Genomic DNA, 11,955 nt, shown 5'->3' with positions numbered 1-11,955 from the left:
CGCGGCGCTGCTCGACCTTTAATCAAGGAAGAAGCGCCGCTCTTCGTACATCGGGTCGGGCCCGTTCTGCATCATCGACAGCACGCCGCTGCGGTCGAAGTGAACGTGCATCATCGAGTTCCACACGCCCGCTTCCTTGTAGCGATAGGACCAGACTTCCAGCTGCGGCAGCGACAGGAACGAGGTCTCGGCCGGCCTGCCGATCGTGCGCAGCACGTCTTCCTTGCGCGCCTTGCCGATCTTGAGCGTGGCGAACTTCTCGCCGGTGAGCACCTGTTCGAACGACACCAGCCGTCCGTCGGGGCCGACCTTGGCCATCCAGGTGTACTGGCCCATCGGACCGGTCGCGTATTCCATTACCTGTCCCGACGGAGCAGCATAGACCGCCGTCGGCGCGCCGAATTTCGCCTGTGTATCGGCCACCGTGTCGCCCGGAACCGGCGCCGTGCGCGTCATCCCAACGCAGCCAGCGAGCGCGGCCGCACTTCCAACAATGAGCATCTTGATAAGTTTTTGCATAAAAACTACTCCTGGCCCGGAAAACTCCTATCATGCACCAGTCGATTGCAATCATCACTGGCTGCACGATGCGTTTTGACATATACTTGCGCGTCTGGCCTTTTGGTCAGCTTTATCCATCGAAGTTCACGGTGCGCTGGGTTCCGACTCTTGCACCGCATGTGAAAGGTAACATCATGTCCGTAGAAAACATCAACAAAGCCGCGATCATCGCGGACAACGCTCGTGGTCAGAACGACACCGGCTCCCCAGAAGTTCAGGTCGCACTGCTGACCGCACGCATCAACGAACTGAACGGCCACTTCAAGGCACACCAGAAGGATCACCACTCGCGCCGCGGCCTGATCATGATGGTCAACCGTCGTAAGAGCCTGCTGTCCTACCTGAAGAGCAAAGATCTGGGTCGCTACCGTGACCTGATCGCTAAACTCGGCCTGCGTAAGTAATTTTTGCCGCACAAGATTTAGTGAAATGCCTGCGTCAGTTCGCTGTCGCGGGCATTTTTCATTTAAAAAGCAGTAAATAAGTCGTAAAGGCAACTTCGGTTGTCTGTGGTGAGGTGAACGACAGCTCCTGAAAATCTGTCGGCAAATAGAAAGGGATTACCCATGTTACAGTTCAATAAAGTTACCAAAACCTTCCAGTACGGCCAACACACCGTGACCCTGGAAACTGGCGAAATCGCTCGTCAAGCTTCCGGCGCCGTGATGGTATCGATCGAAGATACCGTCGTGCTGGCAACCGTCGTTGCGCGCAAGGATGCCAAGCCAGGCCAGGACTTCTTCCCGCTGACGGTCGACTACGTCGAGAAAACTTACGCAGCCGGTAAAATCCCAGGCGGTTTCTTCAAGCGTGAAGGCCGTCCATCCGAAAAAGAAACCCTGACCTCGCGCCTGATCGACCGTCCGATCCGCCCGTTGTTCCCAGAAGGTTACCTGAACGAAGTCCAGGTCATCATCCACGTTCTGTCGGTGAACCCGGAGATCGATCCTGACATCGCCGCGATGATCGGCGCATCGGCCGCCCTGTCGGTCTCCGGCGTACCGTTCAACGGCCCGGTTGGCGCAGCGCGCGTCGGCTACGCCAATGGCCAGTACATCCTGAACCCGACCACCACCCAGCTCAAGACCTCGGAAATGGACCTGGTTGTCGCCGGTACCGAAACCGCTGTGCTGATGGTCGAATCGGAAGCCAAGCAGCTGTCGGAAGAAATCATGCTCGGCGCAGTCGTGTTCGGTCATGACCAGATGAAAGCTGTCATCGACGCGATCCATGAACTGGTACGCGACGGCGGCAAGCCGGAAGTCGAGTGGACCGCACCTGCCAAGAACGAAACGCTGATCGCCCGCGTCAACGAACTGGCTGGCGCGAAGATCAACGAGACCTACCAGATCAAGGACAAAGTCGCCCGTACCGCGATGCTGAAGTCCACCTTCGCCGACGTCTACGCGGCACTGAAGTCGGATGCGGAAGCAAGCGGCGTCTCGGCGCCGGACAATGTCGATGTCGGCAACGTCCTGTTCGATATCGAAGCAAAAGTGGTCCGTTCGCAGATCCTGAACGGCGAGCCGCGTATCGACGGCCGCGACACCCGCACCGTGCGTCCAATCGCGATCCGCACCAGCATCCTGCCGCGTACCCACGGTTCGGCGCTGTTCACCCGCGGTGAAACCCAGGCGCTGGTGGTTGCCACCCTCGGCACCGCACGCGACAGCCAGAAGATCGATGCGCTGATGGGCGAGTACACCGACGACTTCATGATGCACTACAACATGCCTCCGTTCGCCACCGGCGAAACCGGCCGTGTTGGCACCCCGAAGCGCCGCGAAATCGGCCACGGCCGCCTGGCCAAGCGCGCGCTGATCGCTGCGCTGCCGGCACCGGAAGACTTCAGCTACTCGGTCCGCCTGGTATCGGAAATCACCGAATCGAACGGTTCGTCGTCGATGGCGTCGGTGTGCGGCGGCTGCCTGGCACTGATGGACGCTGGCGTGCCGATGAAGGCACACGTTGCCGGTATCGCGATGGGCCTGATCAAGGAAGGCGGCAAGTTCGCAGTCCTGTCGGACATCCTGGGCGACGAAGATCACCTCGGCGACATGGACTTCAAGGTGGCTGGTACTGCCCAGGGCATTACCGCGCTGCAGATGGACATCAAGATCATGGGCATCACCAAGGAAATCATGCAAGTGGCACTGGCGCAAGCCAAAGAAGGCCGCCAGCACATCCTGGGTGAAATGCAGAAGGCAATGCCGCACGTGAAGACCGAACTGTCGGACTTCGCACCACGCCTGATCACGATCAAGATCAACCCGGAGAAGATCCGTGACGTCATCGGCAAGGGCGGCGCAGTCATCCGCGCGCTGACCGAAGAGACCGGCACCCAGATCGACATCAGCGACGAAGGCGTTGTGACCATCGCGTCGGTTGACGCCGCTGCCGGCCAGGAAGCCAAGCGCCGCATCGAAGAGCTGACCGCATCGGTCGAAGTAGGCAAGACCTACGACGGCGTGGTCCTGAAGCTGCTGGACTTCGGCGCGATCGTTCAGGTCATGCCAGGCAAGGACGGCCTGCTGCACATCTCGCAGATCGCCAACGAGCGTGTGAACGCCGTTGCCGACTACCTGAAAGAAGGCCAGCAAGTGCGCGTCAAGGTCCTCGAGACCGACGACCGCGGCCGCCTGAAGCTGTCGATGAAGGCCGCTGAAGGTGCAGCCGAAGCGCCTGCCGCTGTGTAATTAGCACCTGGCTTAGGCCAGCAAAAAACCGCCAGCGCGCAAGCGTCTGGCGGTTTTTTTTCGTATCGTCGTTCCCTCGAAAGCGCACTGCTGTCCGGAATATTCTGCTTGACACGAATCGCTCGGCAGCCAAGCGTCGTTTTAGAAGCTACAGCCACAAGGAAATCGGCAATGCAGGCCAACGTCGCCCCTGCGCAGGCAGGGGCCCATACGAATCGTGCCGAGTATGGACCCCTGCCTTCGCAGGGGCGACGTTAAGTCTTGCATTCCAAGTCTCAATGCCGCGATTTCTGTGAGCGCCCCGAACCCGATTGATGCAATGGCACTGTCAACAAGATTATTCCGGACAGCAGTGCGCGAAAGCGGGAACCTACAGCCCGTGGACAAGTTGCGATCCCAATCGCTTTCCCAGGCACAGCAGCGTCAAGGTCGGCGGCAAGCCCCACGCCTCTGGTATCACCGATGCATCGCACACATACAGCCCCGCAGCCTTGGTCTGCAAGTCGCCCGCAACACCCTCGCCAATACGCACGCTGCCGCCCGGATGCGCGGCGAAATGCCAGCTCTTGAAGATGTGCCGCGCGCCGGCCGCCTTCAGGATACCGCGCGCCATCTCCGTCCCATCCTTCAGCTTGTTGCGATCGGCCGCCTGCAAGGTCTTGTCCACCCAGCGCGGGCCGATGCTCCCGCCGATCTCGTCGCGTACCTTGACCATCAAGGTCAAGGTACGGCGATGCGCGAACAGGCGATCGAAGCGCCCGACCTGCGCGGCGAAGCCCTGGTACATCGGCTGCGGCAAGGTCATGTCGGCGAGCGAAATGCCGTCCGCGTCGAAGCGCACGCCGGCCGCCATCGGCACCTCGGCACCGCCATCGATGTCCGGCACGCTGCCCATGACGGCGACCACCGGATCGCTGAAGAAACGCGCCGTCGACGCCATCAGCCCCGTGTTGTGCAGCAGGCGAGGGCTGCCGATGCCGCCGCCCGCCAGCACCACCACCTTCGCCGCCGCGCGCTGCCGCCGTCCGCCGCGCACGAATTCGACGCCGGTCGCCGCATCATTCTCGATCGTCACGCGCAGCACCTTGGCGCCATCGAGCAAGGTTGCGCCATGCTCGACAGCCTGGTCGACGAAGTCGCGCGCCGTCCATTTGGCGCCGAACGGACAGCCGTAGACGCACCGCCAGCAGCCGCTGCGGCAGATCTGAGGGCGGATCATCTTGTCGAGTTTCTGCCAGTCCATGCCCAGCGAGCGCGCCGCCTGCATCAGGCGCGTGGCCATCGGGCCAATCAGCGAATCCGGTAACGGGCCGATCGGCAACTCTTCGCGCAGCGCCTGCAGCGCAGGGCCAAGATCAATGCCATGCGCAGCAAACATCGACAGCGGCGGATTGGCCGCGGTGGCAAAGTTCACCGTCGAGCTGCCGCCGGCGGTGATTCCCTGCACCAGCAACGACGCATCGCGATGGATGAACGCGCCGCGCCCTGGCACGGCTGCCATTGCCGCCATTTGCCCGAGTTTTCCGGTGACCGGCGCGGCGCTGCCTTGTTCGAGAATCAGCACGCGCTTGCCCGCGCGCGCAAGTTCGCGCGCGACCGCCGCGCCGCCAGGGCCGCTGCCGACAACGATGACGTCAAACGATTGAGGAATACTTGTTTGCATACGGGGACCGGGGGAATCGAACCAGAGTATCGCTGTGCAATGGCGCCACGTCAAACCAGATGCCCTGACCCACATCATCTTGTCATAAAAATATGAACGTAGACTCAAGGAAGGAGTTAACGGTAGCAATGTCGGCCTGGGCGGCGATGTTGCTCTGCGGCGAACCTACGGCAAGTGAGTCATGGCACCTTCAAGCTCCATATTGGACAAGAATGCAGCGGCCGCGCCGGCGCATTCGGACCGGGCCGACAACGAACTGGTCGCCCGCATCAGGCTGATGCTGGCGCTGTCGGCATTGCTCGTCGCAATCACCGACGTGATCGGGCCGGGCCGGGCGAACAAGGCGGCGCTGCTGGTCCTGTCCGCCTATGCCGCGGCCTGCGCGCTGGCCTACGTCTGCACACGGTTCGAGCAAAAGTGGACGCGCGGAAAGCTGATGCACCGGGTCGACGCGGCCATGTGCGGGGCGATGATTGCGGCCGGGGGGCAGGCCGACATATTCCCGCTGGTGTTCATGTTTTTCGCCATCGTGGTCGCATCGCTGCGCTACGGCTTGGAGGAGGGCGCGCGCGTCACCATCATGGCGGTGGTGCTGTACTGCGCCGCCACCATCGCCAATACCCATGCCGTGGCCGAGGCGCGCCTGTACCTGCGTGCCGCGCTCCTGCTGGCGTTTGGCCGCGCTATCGCCCAGCTGGGGGAGCGGCACATTCAGGCCGCGCGCCGCGAAGCGCTGCTGCGCGACCTGAACCAGGTGTCGAATCCGCGCTTTGGCATCGACCGCACCATGACCGCGGCGCTTGAACACATTCGCGCCTACTTCAGGGCGAGCACCTGCTTCACGGTGCTGCAGGACAGCGACTCCGGCCTGTACGAGATCCGCGCGGTGCGCAAGGACGGTCCGGTAGCGGCGCCGGCGCAGGCTGTCGATGCCGCCCTGGCGCGCGCCATGCTGCCCGCACTGCGCAACCATGTGCTGTTTTACGTTGGCCCGCATAGCTGGGGGCTGGGCGCGGCCGCCGCAGCGCTGACGCATCCCGGCACTGCTGGCGGCTGGGTGCCGCATGAAGGCCCCAGCATGCATAACCTCGGCGAGCTGCTCGAAGCGGGATCGTATATCAGCGCGCCCTTGGTCTTTGGACGCGGCAAGGGCCGTGTTTTCGTCACCGCCAGCACCCGCAACCTGAGCCGAAGCGATGCGCTCTTCCTCGCGCGGATCGCGGCGCAGGAACTGCACGCCATCGACAGCATCGACATGCTCGATCGCATCGCTTCCGACGCTGCCGCGATGGAGCGCAAGCGGATCGCGCTTGACCTGCACGACACGGCTATCCAGTCCTATATCGGCCTGCAGCTTGGGCTGGTCGCACTTTCGCGCCACGCCACGCCGTCGAACCCGCTGAACGACGAGCTGGCCAAGCTGGTGGCAATGGCCGGCGAGGTCGTGGTGCAGCTGCGCGACTTCGCTCAGGGCGCCTGTGGCAAGCCGGCGGGGAGCGAACCGATTTTCCTCACCGCGCTGCGGCGCCAGGCGGCGCAGGCGATGACGTCATACGGTGTCGACGTCCGGATCGAGGTCGACGGACCGCTCGACCTCGGTGACCGGCTCACCGCCGAGGTGCTGCAAATCGTGCGCGAGGGGATCAGCAATGTGTGCCGCCATACCGAAGCCAAGCGCGCGGCGGTCCTGCTTCGCTGCAGCGAAAGCCTGCTGCGCATCGAGATCAACAACGAGCATGGCGGCGGCCAGCCACCGCCGTTCCGTCCGCATTCAATCAGCGAGCGCGCCATCGCCCTGGGCGGCGCCGCGTTCGTATGCCAGGGCAGGTTCAACGACACCATTGTTTGCGTGGAGATTCCATTATGAACAGCAGCGCATCGCCGGAACAAAGAGGCAGCACCATCAGTGTGCTGCTCGTCGAAGACCATCAGACCATGCTGTGGGGCCTGCAAAAACTGATCGACTCCGAACGCCCGCGCATGATCGTCGTCGGCACCGCGCGCACCTGTAGCGAAGCACTGGCCGCGGCCGCGCAGCTGGCCCCCGACGTCATCCTGCTCGACCTTGACCTGGGCGGCGTGTCGATGATCGACTTCCTGCCCGAGCTGCTGGCCAACGGCCTGTCGCGCGCGCTGGTGCTGACAGCGGCGCACAACGCGGAGCGGCTCGACCTCGCGGTGCGCCGCGGCGCGCGCGGCATCCTGCACAAGGAGGTGTCGGCCGAACAGGTGCTCAAAGCGATCGGCAAAATCCATCGCGGCGAGTTGTGGTTCGATTGCGCGACCATGGACCGCGTATTCGGCCAGCTGCTCGGCGCACGCACTCCCGCGCGGGTCGACCCCGCGCAGGAAAAGCACGCCAGCCTGACTGCGCGCGAACGCGCCATCGTCAGCGCCGCGGTCGAACATAGCGGCAGCGCCAACCATGTGGTGGCCGAGCGCCTGTTCATCTCCGAGCACACGCTGCGCAATCACCTCACCTCCATCTACCGCAAGCTTAACGTCACCAACCGGCTCGAGATGTACGTCTACGCGATCCGGCACGGGCTGGTGCAGCCGGAGGTGGCCCGGCCGCGCCAGGAGCCCCTTAGCGGGCACTGAGGATCGGACCGATGGTGCGGATGATGACGATCATCGCAGGCCCCAGCACCACCATGATAATCGCCGGGAAAATGAACAGTGCCAGCGGAATGAGCATCTTGGTCGGCACCTTGGCCGCGTGTTCTTCGGCGCGCACCTGGCGCTTGTGGCGCAGGTCTTCCGAGAACACCCGCAGCGAATCGCCCACGCTGGTGCCGAACTTCTCCGATTGCGTCAGCATCGTCGCAAAGGTGCCGATCTCCTCGATGCCGCAGCGCAGGGCCAGGTTGCGCAGCGACTGGGCGCGGCTGGCGCCGGCACGCATCTCCAGGTTCGTCAGGTGCAGCTCTTCGGCCAGCGCACGGCTTTTCATGCCCATCTCGTCGGCGATGCGGGTCAGGGCCGCATCGAGGCCGAGCCCTGCTTCGACGCACACCAGCATCAGGTCGGCGGCGTCGGGAAAGTTCTCGAAAATCTCGCGCTTGCGATCGCGCAGCCGCAGCCACAGCGCCAGGTTGGGCAGGTAGCAGCCAATCAGCGCGGCGATCATCAGGTTCATCAGCGCGGTGATCCCCTCCATGCTGGTGAAGGCGCGCAGCAGCAGCCAGGTGCCGAACGCGAACACCACCGGCAGCACCGCTTTCAGGCCGAAGTAGATCAGGCGCGCGTCTCCGCGGCGGATGCCGGCGTTGATGAAGCGCAGGCGCAGGGGCGAGTCTTCCCATGGCCCGGTGGGCGCCAGCACACGCGCGAACGGACCGACCGCCTGGGCGACGGTCGCGCCCCAGTCGGCGGCGGCGGGATTCTCAATGCTCTGGAGGCGCTGGTACACGCGGTTTGGCACCAGCAGCATGAACAGGCCTGCGACAGCGGCGCTGACGGCCAGGCAGACTAGGGCGGCGAGCACGAACATGGTCATCCCCTCAGATACGGATACGGATAATCTTGCGAAGCATCAGGATTCCGAGCGCCATCGACACCAGCAGGCTTTGCACCAGCGTCTGGCCAATCGGGTCGGTCCACATGGGCTCCATGAAGGTCGGGTTAAACACCGTCATCAGGCCGCCGATCGCGAACGGTAGCAGCGACAGCAGCCAGGCGGACAGGCGGCCTTCAGCCGACAGCACCCGCACGTGCCAGAACAGCTTGAGCCTTTGCCGGATCAACCGCGACAGGTTGGTCAACACCTCGGTCAGGTTGCCGCCCGATTCACGCTGGATCAGCACCGCCACGACGAAATAGCGCAGGTCGGTGATCGGCACGCGCACTGACAGGTTCGACAGCGCCTGTTCGAGCGACACACCGAAGTTGACTTCGTCGTGCACGAAACGGAATTCGCTGGCGATCGGCTCGCTCATCTCCTCGCCGATCATCTGCAGGCCGGCGCCGAAGGCGTGGCCCGCGCGCAGCGCGCGCGCCAGCAGGTCGAGCGCGTCGGGCAGCTGCTGTTCCAGCTTTCTCAGGCGCCTGGAGCGGCGGTACTGTACATAGGCCAGCGGCAGCCAGGCGGTGCCGCCGGCGGCCAGCAGGCCGGCCAGCATGGACTGGTGCAGCATCCCCGTTACGGCCAGGTAGCTGGCCGCGGACAGCGCCACGCAGGCGAGCAGCAGGTTGGCGACCGACCAGCCCAGGTTCGCCTGGAGCAGTACGCGGTCCAGCTGGTGCGCGCGCGGGAGGCGAAGCAGGAAGCGCTGGAACGGCGGCAATTCGCTCATCATCCGCTCGCGCAGCAGGTGCGACTGGGCCGAACTGTCGCCGGCGGCCGACAGCGCTTTCAGGCGCAGGTGGACCTTTTTCACCTTTGGGCCCTTGTAGGTCTTCCACATCAGGTATAGCCCTTCGAGCAGCAGGATCACTGCGATGAAAACCAGCATCGACAGGATCAGCGAGGTGTGGCCGGCGGCATTGGCGGTCATGGTCGGCTCCTACTGGAAGCGGCGCGCGCTGTCGAACATCGTGTCGGGCATGGCGATGCCGAATGAGCGCAGGCGCTCGCTGAACTTGGGCCGCACGCCGGTGGCCTGGAAGTAGCCTTCGACCGTGCCGTCGGTGGCGACGCCAGTCTGGCGGAAAGCGAAGATCTCCTGCATCGTGATGATGTCGCCTTCCATGCCGGTGATCTCCTGGATGCTGGTGATCTTGCGGCGCCCGTCGATCAGGCGCAGTGCCTGGATTACCACAGTGATGGCCGATGCGATCTGCTGGCGCGCCGCCTTGTGCGGCAGGTTCAGGTTCGCCATGCCCACCATGTTTTCCAGGCGCGACAGCGCGTCGCGCGGGTTGTTGGCGTGGATCGTCGTCAGCGAGCCGTCGTGGCCGGTGTTCATCGCCTGCAGCATGTCGACCGCCTCGGCGCCGCGCACCTCGCCGATGATGATGCGGTCGGGCCGCATGCGCAGCGCGTTGCGTACCAGCGCGCGCTGGGTGATCTCGCCTTTGCCTTCGATGTTCGGCGGGCGCGTCTCCATGCGCACCACGTGCGGTTGCTGCAGCTGCAGTTCGGCCGCGTCTTCCAGCGTGACGATGCGCTCGTCCGGCGGGATGAAGCCGGAAAGGATATTCAGCAGCGTGGTCTTGCCCGCGCCGGTGCCGCCCGAGATCACCATGTTGACCTTGGCCTTGCACAGGCCCTCAAGCATGGTGGCCATGTCGGGCGTGAGGCTGCGCAGGTCGTTGACGAGGTTGTGCATCTTGAGCGGGATATGGGCGAAGCGGCGGATCGACATCATCGGCCCGTCGAGGGCGACCGGCGCGATCACGGCGTTGACGCGCGAGCCGTCGGGCAGGCGCGCATCGACCATCGGGCTCGATTCGTCGATGCGGCGTCCGACCAGGGAAACGATCTTGTCGATGATGCGCAGCAGGTGCTTTTCGTCGGTAAAGCGCACCGGCGACAGTTCGAGCTTGCCGCGGCGTTCCACAAAAATGCGGTGGTAACTGTTGACCAGGATGTCGGACACGGTCGGATCGGCCATCAGCAGTTCGAGCGGGCCGAAGCCGAGCATCTCGTGCTGGATATCGCGGATCAGCGAGCGGCGCTCCAGCTCATTGATCGCGGCCTGTTCGTCGTCCAGCAGGCGTTCGGTCATGGCCGCGATCTCGGCGCGCAGCAGCGGGCCTGGCAGCGCCTCCAGCGCGGCGAGGTCGAATTTGTCGAGCAGCTTGAGGTGGATGCGGGTCTTGATGGCAAAGTAGTCGTCGCTGGCGCCTGCTGCCGGAGCCCGGGCCTCGGCGGCACTGCCGTCGATGGCGGTCAATTTCTCACGGAAGGACATGGGAGTCTCCTGAAGTCGAAGCGGCGGCGCGTGCGAGCAAGCGTTCGAACATGTTGCGCGGGGCGTGAGGGCGGGGGCTGAGCGAATCGGCCAGCTCCGCCACGTTGCGCAGCACCGGGTCGGAGCGCGCACTGGTCACCAGCGGCTCGCCATGGTCGATGGCGGTGGTGACATGCTTGTACGAGTTAGGCACGGTATGAATGGTGAACTTGCCCAGCGTGCGCTCGATCTCGGCGACGCCGATTGCGCCTTTGCGGTCGAAGCGGTTGACGATCAGCGCGATCTTGGCGGGGCCATAGTCGAGGGACTTGAAGATGGCCAGCATCTTCTTGGCGTTGCGGATCGACGGCAGGCCGGCCTGCATCACCGCGTAGATCGTGTCGGCGCGGTCGAGCGCCTTGATGCTCAGGTTGTCGACCGAGCGCCCGAGGTCGAGCACGACAAAATCGTAGTGCAGGACGGCGACTGCGAGTATCGCATCGACTTGCGACGGCGTGATCTCGACCGCCTGCGCATGGTCGTCCGGCGCGGCCATGATGCTGAAGTTGGGCGCGACCCGCGCCGTGCTGGCCGCGAGAAACGACGCGTCGAGCCGGTCGATGGCGCGCGCCACGTCGGCCAGGGTGGACGGCGGGCGGCCCTCATGGACGAACGACAGTGCGTCGCCGAACTGGAGGTTCAGGTCGATCAGCAGCACCGACCTGGTCTCCGACAGCTGGAAGGCAAGGCTGGTGGCGAGGAAGGTGGCGCCGCTGCCGCCTTTGCAAGGGATGAAGGCCAGCACCTTGCCGATGGCCCGGCTTTGTGCGCTGCGCAGCTTGCTGCCGATGCGCTCGACTGTCGCCGCCAGGTCGGCCGGCACCACCGGCGACGCAAGCACTTCACGCACGCCCGAGCGCATGGCGCTGATCAGGAAGTCGGGCGAGCAGCCGCCGCACAGCAGCACCACCGCGAGATGCGGATGGCGCGTGGTCAGGTCTTCGATCGGCGCCAGGCTATTGCCGTCGCAAAAAGCGCCGCCATCGACCAGCATCAGGTCCGGCTGGTCCCGTTCGGCCACCTGGCGCAGCTTTTCCTTGCCGCCTTCGGCCAGTACCGCCACATGCGAGGCGGCCTGCAGAAGTTTGCCGATCTCGTTCAGCAGGATCTTGTTGGGTGAGACGATGGCGATCTTCATGGC

General features: G+C 64.1%; 10 protein-coding genes. 4 read left to right on the top strand and 6 right to left on the bottom strand.

What is annotated here, in order from left to right:
• Window positions 1-18: 18 nt before the first annotated feature.
• The gene (locus I4X03_RS13670; RefSeq protein WP_223468790.1) at window positions 19-519 is read right to left on the bottom strand and encodes a hypothetical protein; all 501 of its coding nucleotides are present in this window, start codon (window positions 517-519) and stop codon (window positions 19-21) included.
• Window positions 520-695: 176 nt separating this feature from the next.
• Between I4X03_RS13670 and rpsO the strand changes: the two genes are divergently transcribed.
• Window positions 696-965, top strand: coding sequence for a 30S ribosomal protein S15 (gene rpsO, locus I4X03_RS13665; RefSeq protein ID WP_119812589.1), 270 nt, complete (start codon window positions 696-698; stop codon window positions 963-965).
• Window positions 966-1,127: 162 nt separating this feature from the next.
• Window positions 1,128-3,257 (top strand): polyribonucleotide nucleotidyltransferase, encoded by a 2,130-nt coding sequence (pnp, locus tag I4X03_RS13660; protein WP_223468789.1) that lies wholly within the window; start codon window positions 1,128-1,130, stop codon window positions 3,255-3,257.
• 370 nt (window positions 3,258-3,627) lie between these two features.
• Here pnp and I4X03_RS13655 read toward each other — a convergent pair whose 3' ends face one another.
• Window positions 3,628-4,920 (bottom strand): FAD-dependent oxidoreductase, encoded by a 1,293-nt coding sequence (locus I4X03_RS13655; RefSeq protein WP_223468788.1) that lies wholly within the window; start codon window positions 4,918-4,920, stop codon window positions 3,628-3,630.
• A 181-nt stretch (window positions 4,921-5,101) separates the two neighbouring features.
• Here I4X03_RS13655 and I4X03_RS13650 point away from each other — a divergent pair, with 181 nt between their 5' ends.
• Window positions 5,102-6,787, top strand: a complete 1,686-nt coding sequence (locus I4X03_RS13650; protein ID WP_223468787.1) for a sensor histidine kinase — start codon at window positions 5,102-5,104, stop codon at window positions 6,785-6,787.
• Window positions 6,784-7,521: a response regulator gene (locus I4X03_RS13645; protein ID WP_223468786.1), complete on the top strand. Its 738-nt coding sequence runs from the start codon at window positions 6,784-6,786 to the stop codon at window positions 7,519-7,521. Before I4X03_RS13650 ends, I4X03_RS13645 begins: the two co-directional genes overlap by 4 nt.
• Here I4X03_RS13645 and I4X03_RS13640 read toward each other — a convergent pair.
• The 4 genes from I4X03_RS13640 to I4X03_RS13625 are packed head-to-tail and all read right to left on the bottom strand — an operon-like array spanning window position 7,508 to window position 11,952.
• The gene (locus tag I4X03_RS13640) at window positions 7,508-8,413 is read right to left on the bottom strand and encodes a type II secretion system F family protein (protein WP_307735366.1); all 906 of its coding nucleotides are present in this window, start codon (window positions 8,411-8,413) and stop codon (window positions 7,508-7,510) included. The two genes, I4X03_RS13645 and I4X03_RS13640, sit on opposite strands and share 14 nt — an antisense overlap.
• Before the next feature lie 10 nt (window positions 8,414-8,423).
• Window positions 8,424-9,416: a type II secretion system F family protein gene (locus I4X03_RS13635; protein WP_223468784.1), complete on the bottom strand. Its 993-nt coding sequence runs from the start codon at window positions 9,414-9,416 to the stop codon at window positions 8,424-8,426.
• A 9-nt stretch (window positions 9,417-9,425) separates the two neighbouring features.
• Window positions 9,426-10,775 (bottom strand): TadA family conjugal transfer-associated ATPase, encoded by a 1,350-nt coding sequence (locus I4X03_RS13630; protein ID WP_223468783.1) that lies wholly within the window; start codon window positions 10,773-10,775, stop codon window positions 9,426-9,428.
• Window positions 10,762-11,952 (bottom strand): CpaE/TadZ family protein, encoded by a 1,191-nt coding sequence (locus I4X03_RS13625; RefSeq protein ID WP_223468782.1) that lies wholly within the window; start codon window positions 11,950-11,952, stop codon window positions 10,762-10,764. Before I4X03_RS13625 ends, I4X03_RS13630 begins: the two co-directional genes overlap by 14 nt.
• Window positions 11,953-11,955 lie beyond the last annotated feature (3 nt).

Origin of the sequence: Massilia soli (assembly GCF_016809835.1) — a bacterium.
In the GTDB taxonomy this organism is placed as follows: domain Bacteria; phylum Pseudomonadota; class Gammaproteobacteria; order Burkholderiales; family Burkholderiaceae_D; genus Telluria_A; species Telluria_A soli.
The sequence above is the reverse complement of the archived record's forward strand: the minus strand, read 5'-3'. Positions and strand labels throughout refer to the sequence as shown.

Excerpts from the sequence above, each read along its gene's own strand:
- I4X03_RS13625 (WP_223468782.1), bottom strand. The coding sequence starts at position 11,952 with ATGAAGATCGCCATCGTCTCACCCAACAAGATCCTGCTGAACGAGATC.
- I4X03_RS13645 (WP_223468786.1), top strand. The coding sequence starts at position 6,784 with ATGAACAGCAGCGCATCGCCGGAACAAAGAGGCAGCACCATCAGTGTG.
- I4X03_RS13630 (WP_223468783.1), bottom strand. The coding sequence starts at position 10,775 with ATGTCCTTCCGTGAGAAATTGACCGCCATCGACGGCAGTGCCGCCGAG.
- I4X03_RS13655 (WP_223468788.1), bottom strand. The coding sequence starts at position 4,920 with ATGCAAACAAGTATTCCTCAATCGTTTGACGTCATCGTTGTCGGCAGC.
- I4X03_RS13650 (WP_223468787.1), top strand. The coding sequence starts at position 5,102 with ATGGCACCTTCAAGCTCCATATTGGACAAGAATGCAGCGGCCGCGCCG.
- I4X03_RS13670 (WP_223468790.1), bottom strand. The coding sequence starts at position 519 with ATGCAAAAACTTATCAAGATGCTCATTGTTGGAAGTGCGGCCGCGCTC.
- rpsO (WP_119812589.1), top strand. The coding sequence starts at position 696 with ATGTCCGTAGAAAACATCAACAAAGCCGCGATCATCGCGGACAACGCT.
- pnp (WP_223468789.1), top strand. The coding sequence starts at position 1,128 with ATGTTACAGTTCAATAAAGTTACCAAAACCTTCCAGTACGGCCAACAC.
- I4X03_RS13635 (WP_223468784.1), bottom strand. The coding sequence starts at position 9,416 with ATGACCGCCAATGCCGCCGGCCACACCTCGCTGATCCTGTCGATGCTG.
- I4X03_RS13640 (WP_307735366.1), bottom strand. The coding sequence starts at position 8,413 with ATGTTCGTGCTCGCCGCCCTAGTCTGCCTGGCCGTCAGCGCCGCTGTC.